General features: G+C 72.4%; 17 protein-coding genes. 5 read left to right on the top strand and 12 right to left on the bottom strand.

All coding sequences use genetic code 11. The annotated features are described in order from the left end of the window. Positions 1-41 precede the first annotated feature (41 nt). The 3 genes from L6E12_RS18700 to L6E12_RS18710 are packed head-to-tail and all read left to right on the top strand — an operon-like array spanning position 42 to position 2625. The gene (locus L6E12_RS18700) at positions 42-980 is read left to right on the top strand and encodes a metal ABC transporter solute-binding protein, Zn/Mn family (protein ID WP_236229213.1); all 939 of its coding nucleotides are present in this window, start codon (positions 42-44) and stop codon (positions 978-980) included. Next, entirely contained in the window at positions 977-1783 is an 807-nt protein-coding gene (locus L6E12_RS18705; protein WP_236229214.1) for a metal ABC transporter ATP-binding protein, read from the top strand. The genes L6E12_RS18700 and L6E12_RS18705 overlap by 4 nt, the downstream gene beginning before the upstream one ends. A gap of 2 nt (positions 1784-1785) precedes the next feature. Then, the gene (locus L6E12_RS18710) at positions 1786-2625 is read left to right on the top strand and encodes a metal ABC transporter permease (protein ID WP_236229215.1); all 840 of its coding nucleotides are present in this window, start codon (positions 1786-1788) and stop codon (positions 2623-2625) included. 1 nt (position 2626) lies between these two features. On the opposite strand, the gene L6E12_RS18715 is transcribed toward L6E12_RS18710, so the two are convergent. From L6E12_RS18715 to L6E12_RS18765, 11 genes are all read right to left on the bottom strand, one after another. Then, complete coding sequence (locus L6E12_RS18715; RefSeq protein ID WP_236229227.1) at positions 2627-3841, bottom strand: DUF445 domain-containing protein; 1215 nt, start codon at positions 3839-3841, stop codon at positions 2627-2629. A gap of 35 nt (positions 3842-3876) precedes the next feature. After that, a complete protein-coding gene (locus L6E12_RS18720) occupies positions 3877-5106 on the bottom strand; it encodes a DUF445 domain-containing protein (RefSeq protein WP_236229216.1) in 1230 nt (409 codons plus the stop codon). 117 nt (positions 5107-5223) lie between these two features. Then, positions 5224-5868: a hypothetical protein gene (locus tag L6E12_RS18725; RefSeq protein ID WP_236229217.1), complete on the bottom strand. Its 645-nt coding sequence runs from the start codon at positions 5866-5868 to the stop codon at positions 5224-5226. A 151-nt stretch (positions 5869-6019) separates the two neighbouring features. After that, on the bottom strand, positions 6020-7453 hold the full coding sequence (locus L6E12_RS18730) for an MBOAT family protein (protein ID WP_236229218.1): 1434 nt from the start codon (positions 7451-7453) through the stop codon (positions 6020-6022). Positions 7454-7577: 124 nt separating this feature from the next. Then, positions 7578-8525 (bottom strand): 23S rRNA (guanosine(2251)-2'-O)-methyltransferase RlmB, encoded by a 948-nt coding sequence (gene rlmB, locus L6E12_RS18735; RefSeq protein ID WP_236229219.1) that lies wholly within the window; start codon positions 8523-8525, stop codon positions 7578-7580. 1 nt (position 8526) lies between these two features. Beyond that, positions 8527-9921, bottom strand: coding sequence for a cysteine--tRNA ligase (gene cysS, locus L6E12_RS18740; RefSeq protein ID WP_236229220.1), 1395 nt, complete (start codon positions 9919-9921; stop codon positions 8527-8529). Positions 9922-10005: 84 nt separating this feature from the next. Next, positions 10006-10698 carry an HAD family hydrolase gene (locus tag L6E12_RS18745; protein ID WP_236229221.1) on the bottom strand — a complete coding sequence of 231 codons (693 nt, stop codon included), beginning with the start codon at positions 10696-10698 and terminating at the stop codon, positions 10006-10008. A gap of 18 nt (positions 10699-10716) precedes the next feature. After that, complete coding sequence (locus L6E12_RS18750) at positions 10717-11109, bottom strand: PPOX class F420-dependent oxidoreductase (protein ID WP_236229222.1); 393 nt, start codon at positions 11107-11109, stop codon at positions 10717-10719. A gap of 40 nt (positions 11110-11149) precedes the next feature. Then, entirely contained in the window at positions 11150-11617 is a 468-nt protein-coding gene (ispF, locus tag L6E12_RS18755) for a 2-C-methyl-D-erythritol 2,4-cyclodiphosphate synthase (RefSeq protein WP_236229223.1), read from the bottom strand. After that, positions 11614-12303, bottom strand: coding sequence for a 2-C-methyl-D-erythritol 4-phosphate cytidylyltransferase (gene ispD / locus L6E12_RS18760; protein WP_236229224.1), 690 nt, complete (start codon positions 12301-12303; stop codon positions 11614-11616). The genes ispF and ispD overlap by 4 nt, the downstream gene beginning before the upstream one ends. Positions 12304-12395: 92 nt before the next feature. Then, complete coding sequence (locus tag L6E12_RS18765) at positions 12396-12887, bottom strand: CarD family transcriptional regulator (protein WP_035281903.1); 492 nt, start codon at positions 12885-12887, stop codon at positions 12396-12398. A 287-nt stretch (positions 12888-13174) separates the two neighbouring features. Between L6E12_RS18765 and L6E12_RS18770 the strand changes: the two genes are divergently transcribed. Then, entirely contained in the window at positions 13175-13846 is a 672-nt protein-coding gene (locus L6E12_RS18770; protein ID WP_236229225.1) for a hypothetical protein, read from the top strand. Positions 13847-13905: 59 nt separating this feature from the next. Further along, on the top strand, positions 13906-15285 hold the full coding sequence (gene radA / locus L6E12_RS18775; RefSeq protein WP_035281905.1) for a DNA repair protein RadA: 1380 nt from the start codon (positions 13906-13908) through the stop codon (positions 15283-15285). A gap of 146 nt (positions 15286-15431) precedes the next feature. Here the strand turns inward: radA and L6E12_RS18780 are convergent. Continuing rightward, positions 15432-16174: ESX secretion-associated protein EspG (locus L6E12_RS18780; RefSeq protein WP_236229226.1), on the bottom strand; the 743-nt coding region annotated here is incomplete at its 5' end.

Raw genomic sequence — 16174 nt, forward strand, 5'->3', positions numbered from 1 at the left:
ATTACCGTGATCATGGATCGCGCTTGCCCTGGGAGAGCCTCATGACACCCCGTTCCCGCAGACCACTCGCCGTCGCGGTGGGCTTCACAGCGGTCACCCTCGCCTCGGTCACGGCGTGTGGTGGCTCACAGGACACCCCGGCGCCCGGGAGCGGCGCGGCAGCCGACGGCAAGGTCGTGGTCGTCGCCTCCACCAACGTCTGGGCCAGCGTCGCGCAGGCGGTCGGCGGCGACGGCGTCACCGTGAACGCGATCCTCAGCGACCCGGCGGCGGACCCGCACGGGTACGAGGCCAAGCCCGCCGACGCCACCAAGTTCACCGGCGCGAAGGTCGTGCTGTCCAACGGCGGCGGCTACGACGACTTCATCGCGGGCCTGTCCCAGGGCGCCGCCGACGCCCGCAAGATCGTCGCCTTCGACCTGCTCGACGCGGACCCGGCCGACGGCGAGGAGGTCAACGAGCACGTCTGGTACGACTTCGGGACCGTCCGCAAGGTCGCCGACACCCTCGCCACCCAGCTCGGCGAGATCGCACCGGACAAGAAGGACCGCTTCGCCGCCAACGCCAAGTCCTTCGGCGAGGGCCTGGACAAGCTCACCACCTCCGCCGCCGCCATCGGCAAGGCCAAGCCGGGCGCGAAGGTCGTCGCCACCGAACCGGTCGCCGCCTACCTGTTCGCCGCCGCCGGGCTCGCCGACGCCACCCCGCCCGCCTTCGCCGAGGCCATCGAGGAGGAGACCGACCCGCCCGCCGCCGCCGTCGCCGACATCGACGCCCTGGTCACCGGCAAGCAGGTCGCCGCGGTCGTCTACAACGCACAGACCGAGACCCCGGTCACCAAGCAGCTCAAGGACAAGGCCGCCGCGGTCGCCGTCCCGGTCGTCGCGGTGACCGAGACGCTCCCCGCCGACGCCACCGGATACCTTGAGTGGATGACCAAGCAGGTCGACTCACTCGCGGGAGCCGTGTCCGGATCATGAGCACCACCCCGGCGGTCACCCTGTCCGGAGCCCGGCTCGCCTACGGCGACCGGGTGCTCTGGGACGGGCTGGACCTCGACGTCGCCCCCGGCGAGTTCATCGCCGTGCTCGGCCCGAACGGGTCCGGCAAGACCAGCCTGATGCGCGTGCTGCTGGGCCTGCGCGCGCTCAGCTCGGGCACGGTGACCGTCGCCGGGGCGGCCCCGGGGCGGGCGAACCGCCGGATCGGCTACATCCCGCAGCAGCGCGCCCTCGACCCGGCGCTGGCCCTGCGCGGCCGCGACCTGGTCGGCCTCGGCTGGGACGGGCACCACTGGGGCCTGGGCCTCACCGGCATCCGCGAACGCCGCCGCCGCGTCGACACCGCACTGGCCGAGGTCGGCGCGGAGACCTTCGCCAACCGCCCGGTGGGGATGCTCTCCGGGGGTGAGCAGCAGCGCCTCCGGGTCGCCCAGGCCCTGGTGGGAGACCCGGCGGTACTGCTGTGCGACGAACCGCTGCTCTCCCTCGACCTGGCCCACCAGCGCGCGGTCAGCGAGCTGATCGACACCCGCCGCCGCACCGCCGACACGGCCGTCCTGTTCGTCACCCACGAGATCAACCCGGTCCTCCCCCTGGTCGACCGGGTCTTGTACCTGGTGGACGGCCGCTTCCGCATCGGCCCCCCGGACGAGGTCATGACCTCGGAAACCCTCTCCGAGCTCTACCGCACCGAGGTCGACGTCCTCCGCGTCCGCGGCCAGGTCCACATCGTCGGCGGGCACGGCGCGGTGTGCGAGGACTTCCACATGGCGGAGCACTGACGGTGGAGAACATCTTCGACTTCCGGCTCACCTGGGAGCTGCTCTCCCTCGACTTCGTGCTCAGCGCCCTGCTCGTCGCGGCCGTCCTCGGCCTGCTCGCCGGGGTCCTCGGCCCGCTGATCGTCAGCCGCAACATGGCCTTCTCCGTGCACGGCACCTCCGAGCTGGCCCTCACCGGCGGGGCCGCGGCCCTGCTGCTGGGCTGGGACGTCGGCAACGGCGCGCTCGCGGGCGCGATCGTCGCCGCACTGGTCCTGGGCCTGCTGACCCGCCGCAGCTCCGAGTACGACTCGGTCATCGGTGTCGTCCTGGCGTTCGGGCTCGGCCTGGGCGTGCTGATGCTGTGGCTCTACAAGGGGCGCGCGGCGAACAAGTTCGGCCTGCTCACCGGGCAGATCGTCGGGCAGGACTTCGCCAGCATGGCGCTGTTGACCGGGGCCGCGGTGGTGGTGCTGGCCGTGCTGGCCGTGGTCTACCGGCCGCTGCTGTTCGCCAGCGTCGACCCTGACGTGGCCCGCGCCCGGGGCGTCCCGACGACGCTGCTGGCGGTGGTGTTCGCCGTGCTGGTGGGCGTGGCCACGGCGCTGGGGGTCCGCACGGTCGGGTCGTTGCTGGTGCTGGCGTTGATGGTCACCCCCGCCGCCGCGGCGGCTCGGGTGACGGCCAGTCCACTGCGGGCGACGGTGCTGGCGGTGGTGTTCGCTGAGGTGTCGGCGGTGGGCGGGATCGTGCTGTCGCTGGCCCCCGGGGCACCGGTGAGCGCCTTCGTCACGGCGATCTCGTTCCTGATCTACCTGGTCTGCTGGCTCTTCGGCCGAGCCCGCCGCACCGCCCTGGCGTAGCTCAGCCCAGGAGCAGCAGGACCTGGAGTTCGCCGACCAGGGCGCCGATGACGGCGCCCACGGCGATCAGCTTCCACTCGTCCTGCCGGAAGGCCGGGCGCAGCAGGCCCTCGTACTCGACGCGGCTGAGCTGGTTCATCTTGGCGGCGATGGTGTTGCCGATGTCCAGGGCCTCGCGGGCGTACGGCTCGGCGGCGAGGGCGGTGGCGCTCAGGTGGGTCATGGCCTTCTGGGCGGCGGCGACCTTGATCTCCTCGAACCGGCGGGAGCCGACCGCCACCGACACGAACGGCCGGGCCAGCCGGGCCTGCGCCTCCACGGAGTCGGTCACCAGCTTCTGGATCGAGGTCAGCAGCTTCTCCGACCGGGGACCGTTCAGCACGCCCTCGACCAGGTTCGGGACCGTCATCACCTCGCGGGCGATCAGGTCGCCGTACTGGCGGGCCACCTCCACCCGCCTGCGCTGGAAGACGCCCTGGAAGCCGAGGACGGGGGAACGGGGGAAGAAGACCAGCTTGATGGCCAGCCAGTCGGTGAACCAGCCGATGGCGGCGCCGAAGACCGGGAGGACCCACGGCTGCTGGGTCAGCGCCCAGACGACGGTCTGCACGACGCCCAGGATGAAGCCGAAGTAGATGCCGCAGCGGGCGATGAACGACATCTCCGGGCGGGAGATGTCGCGGACCAGGCGGACCAGGAGTTCCTTGTCGCGCTCCAGGGCGGTGACGGCGACCTGCTGGACGTCGAGGACCTCGCCGATGTTGCGGCGGACCTCGTCCACGACCCGGCGGACCAGGTCGGGGGTGCCCGCTTGGACCTGCTTGACCACCAGGTCCTGGGCGAGGACCGGGAGCATCTCCCAGAGCTGGGGGTGGTGTTCCTCCAGCACCTCGCGGGCGATCCGGTCGACGGTGAGCAGCAGGGGGGTCTGGATCTGGCGGGCGATGGCGTCGGGGTCGAGGCGGGCGACGATCTCGGCGGGGTCGACCAGCTTGCCGGTGATGAGGTCGGCGGAGACCCGGATCATCCTGGCCGAGTTGCGCGGGACCACGCCCTGCCAGCCCAGGTAGGGCTCGGCGATGCCGATGAAGCGCAGCGGCCGGAACATCATCTCGATGGCCACCCGCTTGGTCACGTACCCGATGACCGCCGCGATGAACGGCATCGACGCGTAGACCGGCCAGTTGGCCGCGAAGCCGCTGAGGAACGCGTCGATGTTCAAGCGGACCCCTTTGCCTGCGGGCTTCCAGGTTAGTGCAGCACCAGCAGGACCTGCAGTTCACCCACCAGGAACCCGATGACGGCGCCGACCGCGATGAGCTTCCACTCGTCCTGGCGGAACGCGGGCCGCAGCAGGCCCTCGTACTGGATCGGCGTCAGCGCCCGGATCTGGGCGACGATGGTGTCGCGGATGTTCAGGGCGCCGGTGGCGTAGTCCTCGACGTGGCGGACGGTGTCGGGGATGCGGGCCACCGCCTTGTGCGCCGCGGCGCGCTTCATCTCCTGGTAGCGGCGGGAGCCGACGGCGGCGACGACCAGCGGTTTGACCGTGCCCGCCTGGGCGTCGATGGAACGGCGGACCTCGCGGTGGATCAGTTCGAACAGCCGGTCGGACTTGGGGCCGGTGAGCACGGCCTCCAGCACGTTGTGGACGGTCAGGACCTCCTTGGCGATGAGGTCGCCGTAGTCCTCGGCCACCTCGGACTTGCGCCGCTGGAACATGCCCTGCCAGGTCACCAGGCCCAGGAAGCGCGTGGGCTGCCGGGGGAAGAAGATCATCTTCAGGGCGAGCCAGTCGGTCAGCCAGCCGGTGAGGCCGCCGAAGACCGGCATCACCCACGCGCTCTTGGTCAGCGCCCACACCGCGACCTGCACCAGCCCGATCACCAGGCCGAACCAGATGCCGGACCGGGCGATGAACCGCATCTCCGGGGTGGCGGTGTCGCGGATGAGGCGGTTCAGCACGGCCTTGTCGCGGACCAGGTTGCGCACCGCCATGTCCTTGACGTCGAGCACCTGGTCGATGTCGGCCGCCAGCTCGCGCATCACCCGCTCGACCATGCGCGGCGCCTCGGCGCGGACCCTGGCCAGCAGCAGCGCCCTGGCCCGGTTCGGCAGCCGCTCCCACAGGTTCGGCTGGTACTCGCTGACCAGCTCGGTGGTGATCTCCTCGACCACCCGCTCGATGGGTTCGCGCAGCTCGGCCACCACGGCCTTGGGGTCGAGCCGGGAGAAGACCTCCTTCGGGTCGATCAGGTTCGTCGTCATCAGGTCCATGGCGACCGAGGCCATCCGCTCGGCGTTGGCCGGGATCACCCCCTGCCACCCCAGCCTGCCGATCCCGACGAACTCCAGCGGCTTGTACATCATCTCGATCGCCGCGCGCTTGGTGACGTACCCGATGACCGCCGCGATGAGCGGCATCGTCAGGTAGACGTGCCAGTGCTCGCCGATGTCGTCGGCGACGGCCCGCCAGTCCACCCGATCACCCCCCTCGCCGCCGGGTCAGTTTCGCACGCCGCGGCGCCGGTGCGGCGGAAGTGGACACAGAGGACCGGCCCGCCCCCGCTCGGGGGCGGGCCGGTCGGGGTGCCGGGGTCAGGCGTTGCAGGCGCTCGGGTTCACCACGAGCTGCGGGTTGTCGCCCTTGACGCCGAAGATCGGGATCTGCGAGCTGGGGGTGGCCACGCCGCCTGCGAACCGGTAGGAGGCGAGGGTGCCGATGAAGTCCGGGTTCGGGTCCGAGCTGGTCGCCACGGCGAACAGGATGGTGAACTCGCGGATGCCGAAGAACTCCTTGCAGGTGTAGCCGGAACGGGCGCCGGGGCCGCCGCCCTCGAAGAAGCGCAGGGCCTGCCCGTCCGGGGTGGTGGCGACGCGGAAGCCGCCGGGTCCGAGGTCGACGATGTTGAACGTCGTGGTGCCGTCGCCGGTGCTCTCGGTGACCAGGAGTTCGGCCTTGCGGTCCTTGTTGATGTCGACGACGCGGATCGGCTGGGTGCCGTCGGTCGAGGACAGCGGCAGGACCAGCGTGCGGGTCTGGCCGCCGACGGTGGCGCTGAGCACCTGCTCGGTGCCGTCGGTCTGGGTGGTGAGGGTGATGGCGTCGGTGGTGCCGTCGCCGTTGAGGTCGGCCTGGGCGGTGACCGACGGGGCGGCGAGGGCGGGTACCGCGCCGACCAGGCTGATCAGCCCGGCGGCGATCAGCCCAGCGGTGGCGCGCGAGGTGGAAAGCATGCGCATGGTGGATCTCTCCCTTCGCGCGGACGCCTCTGTCCGCGCCGTCACCGGCCGCCTGATCAGGGCGCCGATTCACCGGAATTGACTGCTCAGGAAAACATAACCACCGGTACCGGGCAGTTTATGAACAGTGATCCAGATCACAATTGGTGTGCTAAAACTGGTAGTACAGGAACGGGCTGAACGTGCCGGATGCGACAAGAATCGCCGCCCACAGCAGCCCCGGCACCATGACCGCGACCCGCAGCGCCTGCGCCAACCGGCCGCGCGAGGACTCCAACAGCGGCCCGGTGACCGGTCCGGCGGGCAGCGCGAAGATCACCAGCGCCAGCAGCAGCGTCACCAGCACCTGGTTGCCCAGCGCCACGTCCACCTGGTCGGTCAGGCCGGTGAAGTCCGGCAGCAGCATGTGCCCGACCACCACCAGCGCCTGTCCCAGGTCGGCGGCCCGGAAGAACACCCAGCCGACGACGACCAGCAGCATCGTCAGCACCCGCCTGCCCAGCCGCGGCCACCGCCGGGTCGGCGCCCGCTCCAGCCCGAACCCGCGCTCGACCACCAGCAGCGCGCCGTGGAAGACGCCCCAGACCAGGAACGTCCAGTTCGCGCCGTGCCAGAAGCCGGTCAGCACGAACACGATGCCCAGGTTGCGGTAGGTGCGGGCGGCGCCGCCGCGGTTGCCGCCGAGCGGGATGTAGACGTAGTCGCGGAACCAGCGCGACAGCGACATGTGCCAGCGGCGCCAGAACTCGGTGATGGTGACCGACGAGTACGGGCGGGCGAAGTTCTCCGGCAGCCGGAAGCCCAGCATCCGGCCCAGCCCGATCGCCATGTCCGAGTAGCCGGAGAAGTCGAAGTAGAGCTGCAGCGTGTACGCGATGGCCCCCAGCCAGGCCACGGCGAAGGTCATCCGGTCCGGCGGGGTGGCGAAGCACTGCTCGACCAGCGGGCTCAGCGAGTCGGCGACGATCACCTTCTTGCACAGGCCGAGGGCGAAGCGCGGGAAGCCGGAGGAGATGTCGTCGAGGCGGTGCGTGCGCTGCTGCGGGAGTTGGTCGGCGATCTCCCGGTAGCGCACGATCGGACCCGCCACGAGCTGCGGGAACATGGCGATGTAGGCGATGAACGACACCGGGTCGCGGCTGGCCGGGCGCTCGCCGTGGTACACGTCGACCACGTAGGAGATGTGGTGGAACGTGTAGAAGGAGATGCCGATCGGCAGTGCCAGGTGGACCACCGGGAAGTCGCCGCCGAAGATCTCCGCGAAGCCCGCGAGCTGCTCGGTGGCGAAGCCCGCGTACTTCCAGACCACCAGCACCAGCACGTCGAAGCCGATGACGCCGACGAGGACGTTGCGCCTGCGCGCGCGGTCGGTGTCCCACTCGTCGGGCTCCAGCCAGGGGCCCACCAGGTAGTTGACCACCATGCAGGTGAGCAGCAGGAGCGTGGTGGACCCCGCCCCCGCCGAGTAGAACAGCAGGCTGGCGACGGCGATGATCCCGTTGCGCCAGGAGCGGGGGCAGAGCAGGACCGCCAGGAGGACGACCGGGGTGAAGTACCAGAGGAACAACGGACTGGCGAACGACATCCTCTGCCCCCTCGGCGTGCCAACGGCTCCCAGACCCTAACGGGTCGGCTGCCTGGTCACGCCGCTCGCTCCGCCGCGGGAGCGGCCCGTGGGGGACCGCTCACCCGCGGTCACCGGGGCGCGGTCAGATGCGACCCGCCACCCGGCGGCGCCGAGCCACCTCCGCCAGCACGACGCCCGCGGCGACCGAGGCGTTGAGCGACTCCACCCCGGCCGACATGGGGATGCTGATGGTGGCGTCGCAGGCCTCGCGGACCAGCCGCGACAGGCCCCGGCCCTCGGAGCCGACCACGACCACCAGGGGCCCGGTGGCCAGGTCCAGGTTGTCCAGCTCCATCGTCCCGTCGGCGTCGAGGCCGACGATCATCAGGCCCTTGGCGGCCAGGGCCCGCAGTTCCCTGGTCAGGTTGGTGGCCACCGCGACCGGGATCTTCGCAGCCGTGCCCGCGCTGGTGCGCCAGGCGACGGCGGTGATGCCCGCGCTGCGGCGCTGCGGCAGCAGCACACCGTTGGCGCCGAACGCCGCCGCCGAGCGGATGACCGCGCCCAGGTTGCGGGGGTCGGTGACGCCGTCCAGGGCGACCAGCAGCGGGGGCTCCGCGGTGGCCGCGGCGGCTTCCAGCAGGTCGTCGGGGTGGGCGTACTCGAACGGCGGCACCTGCAGGCTCAGGCCCTGGTGCATGGCGCCCGCGGTCAGCCGGTCCAGCTCCGGGCGGGAGACCTCCAGGACCGAGATGCCCCGGTCGGCCGCCAGCCGGATGGACTCGGCCACCCGGTCGTCGGGTTCGACGCCGATGGCGACGTAGAGGGCCGTGGCCGGGATCTGGGCGCGCAGGCACTCCACCACCGGGTTGCGGCCCGCGATCAGCTCGCTGGTGGGCTTGTCCTTGCTGCCCGCGACGCGCTTGGTGGTGGGCTTGCGGTAGTTCTTGTGCCCGGGGCGCTCCTCGGCCTTCGGCGTCGGGCCCTTGCCCTCCAGCCCCTTGCGCCGCTGGCCGCCGGAGCCGACGACCGCGCCCTTCTTGGTGCCCGGATTGCGCATCGCGCCCTGGCGCCTGGAGTTCCCTGCCACGTCAGCTGTCCTTCAATGTCCACAATGGACCGTCGGGGGTGTCCTCGACGGTGATGCCCGCGCTCTGCAGGCGGTCCCTGATCGCGTCGGCGGCCGCGAAGTCGCGGTTCGCCCTGGCCTGCTGCCGCTCGGCGAGGAGGCCGTCGGCCAGGGCGCCGACCGCCTCGCGCAGCCCGTTGTCCACTGTGGAGGTATCGGACCACTTGGCCGACAACGGGTCCAGGCCCAGCACCCCGGTCATCCCGCGCACCGCCGCCGCCGCGGCCCGCGCCGCCGCGTCGTCGCCGCCGTCGAGGGCGGTGTTGCCGGTGCGGACCGCGCTGTGCACCGCGGCCAGCGCGGCCGGGGTGGCCAGGTCGTCGTCCATGGCGGCGGCGAACTCCGGGCCCGGGTCGCCCTCGGGCACCACGCCGGTGCGCTGCACGACCTTGCGCAGGAACGACTCGACCCGCTGGTAGGCGCGCACCGACTCCTCCAGCGCCGCCTCCGAGTACTCGATGTTCGAGCGGTAGTGCGGGCCCACCAGGTAGTAGCGCAGCTCCTGGGCCCGCACCCGCTTGAGCATCTCCGGGATCGACACCGTGTTGCCCAGCGACTTGGCCATCTTCTCGCCGCTGATGGTCACCCAGGCGTTGTGCATCCAGTACCGGGCGAACCCGTCACCGGCCGCCCGCGACTGCGCCTGCTCGTTCTCGTGGTGCGGGAACACCAGGTCCTGGCCGCCGCCGTGGATGTCGAACTCGGCGCCCAGGTAGGTGCGCGCCATCGCCGAGCACTCCAGGTGCCAGCCGGGGCGGCCCGCGCCCCACGGGGTGGGCCAAGACGGCTCACCGGGCTTGGCGGACTTCCACAGCGTGAAGTCGCGCGGGTCGCGCTTGCCCGCCAGGGCCGGGCCCTCGCCCTGCTGCACCTCGTCCGGCTTCTGCCGGGACAGCTCGCCGTAGGCCGGGTAGGAGCCGACCGAGAAGTACACGTCGCCGTCGGCGGCGTACGCGTGGCCCGCGGCGATCAGCCGCTCCATCAGCTCGACCATCTGGGTGATGTGGCCGGTGGCGCGCGGCGCGATCGACGGCGGCAGGCAGCCGAGCACGTCGTAGGCGTCGTCGAAGGCGCGCTCGTGCGTCGCCGCCCACTCCCACCACGGCCTGCCCGCCTCGGCGGCCTTGGTCAGGATCTTGTCGTCGATGTCGGTCACGTTGCGGACCAGCCGCACGTCGTCGCCCCGGTGGGCCAGCCAGCGGCGCAGCACGTCGAAGTTCAGGCTGCTGCGCACGTGCCCGATGTGCGGGATGCCCTGCACGGTGGCGCCGCAGACGTAGATGGAGACGATCCCGTGCTCGCGCGGCGCGAACTCGCGCAGCGAACGGCTGGCGCTGTCGAAGATGTGCAGGGACACGGTTATCTCCTGGTGGGAGCACGAGATTCTTGGGAAGAATGGTACGGGCAACGCGACACGCGGTCGTGCCCGGTTTGGCTTGACTTACCCCGCGATGCCGTGGGCGCCCACCGCGCGCAGCAGCGCGTCGGGGCGGTTCGCGGTCGCCTGCGGCTCCACCCGCTCGAATCGACAGCCGATCCGGGTGGCCGCGCCGTCGGCTTCGGCGCTGTCGCCGACCATCAGCGCGTCCGCCGGGTCGACCCCCAGGCGCTCGCAGGCCAGGCGGAAGATCTTCGGGTCCGGCTTGACCACGCCCTCGGCGAAGGAGAGGACGAACTCGTCGACCAGGTCGAGCAGGCCGTGCGCGGCGAAGGTCGGGCGCAGGTCCCAGGCGATGTTGCTCAGCACGGCCACCCGGATGCCCCGCTCGCGCAGCAGCCGCAGGACGGCGCCGGTGTCCGGGTAAGGCCGCCAGGACTCCGGGTCGAGCATCCGGTCGTAGAGCCTGCTCGGCACGTCCGGGGCCAGGGCCAGCGCCGGGGCGCCCAAGGATGCCTCGTAGCCCGTGCGGTGCGCCTGCGGGTCGAGGTCGCGGCGGTGCCAGGTGTCGTGCAGCTCGGCGGGCAGGTGCTCGGGCACGCCGGTCGGGATGGTCATCAGCGCGAACAGCTCGACCACCCGTTCGGGGGTCAGCGGGCTGCCGTCGAGGCTGGAGAAGTCGTCGTCGGGCCGGGCACCCGGCTCCAGACGGAACAGGGTGCCCGAGAAGTCCAGCAGGACGCCGCGGATGCCCACGGCGTCCACGCTAGAGGGTCAGGCGGCGTTGCCTGTAATCCGGTCCGGTGTGAGGCGCACCACAACGCGCACGGTGCCCTCCGGCTCCTCGGGGTAGGACTCGCCCGCGTAGGCCTGCGACAGCTCCTCGATCAGCTCCCGGCCGCCCTCCTCGGTGATCGACACCGACCCGCGGAGCTCCACGTAGCTGTACGGGTTCTCCCGGTCGTAGGCGGTCAGGCTGACCCTCGGGTCGCGTTCGAGGTTGCGGGCCTTCTTCCTGCCGCGCACCGTCGAGAGCAGGATGTCGTCGCCGTCGCGCTTGGCCCACAGCACCGAGGTCTGCGGGCTGCCGTCGGGGTTGATCGTGGCCAGGACGACGTGGTTGTGGTCGTCGAAGATCTTGCGTGCGGTCTCGCTCAGCGCTGCCATGGCTCGAACCTACGACGGCGCGAGCCGGGCCGCGCGGTGTTCAGCCCGCCGGGACGAGCAGCGCGGTCGCCACCGCGGCGATGCCCTCGCCGCGGCCGGTCAGGCCCAGGCCGTCGGTGGTGGTGCCGGACACCGACACGGGCCCGCCGACCGCCGCCGACAGCGCCTCCTGGGCCTCCGCGCGGCGCTTGCCGATCTTGGGCGCGTTGCCGATGACCTGCACCGCGGCGTTGCCCACCCGGTACCCCCCGGCCTCGACGAGCCTGCGCACCTCGGCCAGCAGGACCGCGCCGTGCGCGCCCGCCCAGCGCGGGTCGCCGGTGCCGAAGACGGCGCCGAGGTCGCCCAGGCCCGCGGCCGACAGCAGCGCGTCGCACAGGGCGTGCGCGGCGACGTCGCCGTCGGAGTGGCCCGCGCAGCCGTCGACGCCCTCCCAGAGCAGCCCCGCGATCCAGCACGCGCGGCCGGGCTCGATCGGGTGAACATCGGTGCCGATGCCGACCCTCACCGCGACTGCTCCCCGGCGAGGACGGCCTCGGCGATGGCGAGGTCGAACGGGGTGGTGATCTTCATCGCATGCGGGTGGCCGGGGATCGCCAGCACCGGCACGCCGAGCTTCTCGACCAGGCCCGCGTCGTCGGTCGCCGAGTCGCCCGCGGCGGCATATGCCCTGCTCAGCGTGTCGACGGTGAATCCCTGCGGGGTCTGCACCACCCGCAGCGCGGCCCGGTCGGGGGTGTCCTGGACGACCTCGTCGATGTCCACGCGCTTGACCGTATCGGCCATCGGCAGCACCGGGATCACCGCGGGGGCACCCGCCTCCACGGCCGCGACGACGGCGTCGACGACGGCGGGCGGGGTGAAAGCGCGGGCGGCGTCGTGCACCAGCACGACCCGCACGTCCGGGTGCACGGCCAGCGCGTGCCGCAGCGCCAGCCGGACGGACTCGGTGCGGTCGGCGCCACCGGGCACGACCTCCGCGCGCAGGCCGTGCTCGCGCAGCAGCGCCGCGGTGCCGTCCACCTCGGCGGGCGGGGCCGCGACGACGACATGCCGCACGCGGCCCGCGTTGAGCAGGCCGCGCACGGCATGGACGAGCAGTGCGACACCGCGCACCGGGACGAGCGCCTTCGGCATGCCGTGGCCGAGGCGTTCACCTCGGCCCGCGGCAGGCACCAGCACAACCGTGCTCACCGGGACGTCATCCTGCGGGGTGTCATCTGCGTCTCAATCGGGCCGGGTCGCGCGGTGGCCCGGTCGGGACTTGCCGGGTCTTTCGCCAGGGATCAGACGGCCGCGGTGGACAGGACCTCGTCCAGCAGGACTTCCGCCTTGTCCTCGTCGGTCCCCTCGGCCAGCGCCAACTCGCTGACCAGTATCTGGCGCGCCTTGGCCAGCATCCGCTTCTCACCCGCGGACAGGCCCCGGTCCTTCTCTCGCCGCCAGAGGTCTCGCACCACTTCGGCCACCTTGTTCACATCGCCGGAGGCGAGCTTCTCCAGGTTGGCCTTGTACCGACGCGACCAGTTGGTCGGCTCCTCGGTGTGCGGCGCGCGCAGGACATCGAAGACGCGGTTGAGGCCCTCTTGACCCACGACATCCCGCACGCCCACGATCTCGGCGTTGTCTGCGGGGACGCGAACCGTGAGGTCACCCTGGGCGACCTTGAGGACGAGGTACTTCTTCTCCTCGCCCTTGATCACCCGGGTCTCGATCGCTTCGATGAGTGCGGCACCGTGGTGCGGGTAGACGACGGTCTCTCCGACCTTGAAAACCATGTGTCCTCTGCCCCTTTCGCTGACTCCATCTTAACACGGGTCGGGCGGTGCCGGTGATGGACCTGTGATCCGTCTTCGCAGGTCAAGGGCCAAATGGGGGAGATGTTCGGGGTTGACAAACGCCCCTGTCGCGTACTCAGCCATCACCCGATCGGGGCTGCTTGATCCACTGTGGACGGTGTGGCGGCGGCCCCGGCGGGCCACTATGGCGGACCACACGCGGCTCCGATCCATTGCGCGGGCTAGGCTTCGCCCGGCAATGTCGGCAGCGGACGCAGGAGCCCTTCGTGAGTCGTGGACAGCAGAACCTGACCGGTGGGCGGCGCCTGGCCCCGGCCCTGGCCGGCCTCGGCCTGGCCGCGGTCCTCGGGGTGACCGGGTGCTCGGCGGGTCAGATCACCCAGACCGACTCGCAGCTCCCCGCGGTCAACGGCGCTGAGCGCACCCAGGGCGCCATCGCCCTGCGCAACGCGGTGCTCGCCTACCCGGAGGGCGGCTCGTACCCCGAGGGCTCCGAGGCCCCGCTGGTGCTCACCATCGTCAACACCGGCTCCGCCGACGACGTGCTGACCGAGGTCACCAGCCCGGTCGCCGCCTCGGCCACCGTCACCGGCAGCAAGGACCTGCCCGGCGGCTTCGCCATCGAGGTCGGCACCCCCGGCGAGGACGTCGAGGTCGGCAAGTCCTCCTCGGTCGCTCCCACCCCCTCCGGCGCCCCCTCCTCGGCGCCCGGCAGCACGACGGCGCCCGGCTCGGTCGCGCCGACCACCTCGGCCAAGGCCCCGAACGAGAAGCTGGGCACGCTGGAGATCGTGCTCGAGGGCGTCAACACCAGGCTGTTCCCCGGCAAGAACGTGCCGGTCACCTTCGTCTTCGCCAACGCGGGCCCGGTGACCGTCGAACTGCCCATCGCGGCCAGCAGCGAGCCGCGCGAGGAGCACCACGCCGAGGAGCACTGACCCACCGGTCGTGGACGGGCGGGCGCCGACTGTCGGTGCCCGCCCGTAGTTTTGTCCCCGTGGCCACGACCAAGACCCCGAAGCCGAACTACCGCTGTGCCGAGTGCGGGCACGGCGTCGCCAAGTGGTTCGGCCGCTGCCCGGAGTGCCAGGCCTGGGGGACGCTGGAGGAGGTCGGCGCCCCCCGCCCCGGCCTGGCCCGGATCGCCGCGGGGGCGCCGAGCACCCCGGCCCGCCCGATCGACGAGGTCGACGTGGAGGCGGCCCGGGCCCGGCGCACCGGCGTCTCCGAACTCGACCGCGTCCTCGGCGGCGGTCTCGTGCCCGGCGCGGTGGTGCTGCTGGCGGGTGAACCGGGCGTCGGCAAGTCCACCCTGCTGCTGGAGGTCGCCTACCGCTGGGCCGCCCGCGACGGCGAGTACGGCCCCACGCTGTACGTGACGGGCGAGGAGTCGGCCGGGCAGGTGCGGCTGCGCGCCGAGCGCACCGGCAACGTGCACGGCGCCATGTTCCTGGCCGCCGAGAGCGACCTGTCCGCCGTCCTGGGCCACGTCGACGCCGTCAAACCGGGGATGCTGGTCGTCGACTCGGTGCAGACCATGTCCTCCCCGGCCGCCGAGGGCACCCCCGGCGGCGTCACCCAGATCCGCGCGGTGACCGCGGCCCTGGTGGCCCTGGCCAAGGAGCGCGCCCTCCCGGTGGTCCTGGTCGGCCACGTCACCAAGGAGGGCTCCATCGCGGGCCCCCGCGTCCTGGAACACCTGGTCGACGTCGTCCTGCACTTCGAGGGCGACCGCCACTCGTCCCTGCGGATGCTGCGCGGGGTGAAGAACCGCTTCGGCCCCGCCGACGAGGTCGGCTGCTTCGAACTGGTCGAGGGCGGCATCGTGGGCGTCCCGGACCCCTCCGGCCTGTTCCTCAACAAGCGCGAGGCGGGCGTCGCGGGCACGGCGGTGACGGTGGCGGTCGAGGGCAAGCGCCCCCTGCTCGGCGAGGTGCAGGCCCTGGTGGCCAAGTCCCCCCTGGGCACCCCCCGCCGAGCGGTGAGCGGCCTGGACTCGGCACGGGTGGCGATGGTCCTGGCCGTCCTGGAACGCCGCGGCGGCGTCAAACTGGGCGACGCGGACGTGTTCACCGCCACGGTGGGCGGCATGAAGATCCCCGAACCCGCCGCCGACCTGGCCATAGCCCTGGCGGTGGCCACCGCGGCGCGGGACGTGGCCCTGCCCCCGGACCTGGTCGTGCTGGGCGAGGTCGGCCTGGCGGGGGAGGTCCGCCGGGTGAGCGGCGTCCGCGCCCGCCTCACCGAGGCGATGCGGCTGGGCTTCACCAAGGCGTTGGTGCCCCCGGACCCGGGCGAACTGCCGGAGGGGATGCAGGTGCGCATCGTGCCCGACCTGGGCTCGGCGATGAACAACCTGTCGGTCCTGCGCCCATAGGTCGGGCTCCCGGACCCGGTCGGTGGAACTCGTCTGGCCGAAGTGGACAGTCCGGTGTCGTTGACCGGTCGGGTTGCCCCTCCTTCGAGGGCGCGTGGTTCGCACTTCGCCGGGCGGGGTCCGACCGGTCGATGCGCAGCCGCGTTCTACCGTCTGACTGTTGTGGACAGTCGCGTGTAGACGGAGTGCAAGTGGTGGGCCAGGGTGCCGCGGTCACCGGGGGCGAGGACCGTGCGCTCCTCGGGGCCGGGGAGCGGGGCGTTGACGAACCGGCCGTGCTCGGTGTCGAGGTAGCCGACCGGCGACGCGCTCACCGCCCGCCTGCCCACGCCGTCGCGGTGGGCCGCGTGGAGCTGGCCGCCGCCGGTGGCGGGCAGGGCCGCCACCCGCCTGGCCAGGCGGAGGGCCGGGCTCACCGGGGGCGGGTGCAGCAGGCTCGCCCCGTCCGCCGGGGCGGTCGCCGCGGCGAGGACGGCGCGGTGCAGCACCGCCCGTTCGGCCTGCGCAGGCCGGGTGTCGGGCGTCTGCTCGGCCACCGTCTCGGCCAGGCGGGACGCGCGCGCCCGCCGCAACACCACGGTGTCGCCCTCGCGGACCGCCAGCACCGCCTCCCGGCCGGTCGCGGCGACCAGCACGCCGTGCGACCGCGGGCCGGACGTCAGCCACCCGAAGTACTCGGTCGTCGCCCGGCACAGCACCGCCAGCGACGCCGCCACCTCCACGTCGAGCCGCCCCCGGCGGTCCACGACGCCCTCGGCGGCCAGCGCCGCCCGCGCTCGCGCGTCCAGTTCCCGCTCCTCGGCGGCGGGCCGCCAGTACGCCGACGGCGCCAGCACCACGTGCGGCTCGCCGATGCCCTCCGCCCGCAGCACCCGCGCCAGCGCGTCGG

The organism is Actinokineospora sp. PR83 (genome assembly GCF_021056305.1).
Classification (GTDB): Bacteria; Actinomycetota; Actinomycetes; order Mycobacteriales; family Pseudonocardiaceae; genus Actinokineospora; species Actinokineospora spheciospongiae.

Bases quoted from the DNA above. Each gene is read 5' to 3' on its own strand.
- L6E12_RS18700 (WP_236229213.1), top strand. From the start codon at position 42: ATGACACCCCGTTCCCGCAGACCACTCGCCGTCGCGGTGGGCTTCACA.
- L6E12_RS18705 (WP_236229214.1), top strand. From the start codon at position 977: ATGAGCACCACCCCGGCGGTCACCCTGTCCGGAGCCCGGCTCGCCTAC.
- L6E12_RS18725 (WP_236229217.1), bottom strand. From the start codon at position 5,868: ATGCGCATGCTTTCCACCTCGCGCGCCACCGCTGGGCTGATCGCCGCC.
- L6E12_RS18730 (WP_236229218.1), bottom strand. From the start codon at position 7,453: ATGTCGTTCGCCAGTCCGTTGTTCCTCTGGTACTTCACCCCGGTCGTC.
- L6E12_RS18750 (WP_236229222.1), bottom strand. From the start codon at position 11,109: ATGGCAGCGCTGAGCGAGACCGCACGCAAGATCTTCGACGACCACAAC.
- L6E12_RS18765 (WP_035281903.1), bottom strand. From the start codon at position 12,887: ATGGTTTTCAAGGTCGGAGAGACCGTCGTCTACCCGCACCACGGTGCC.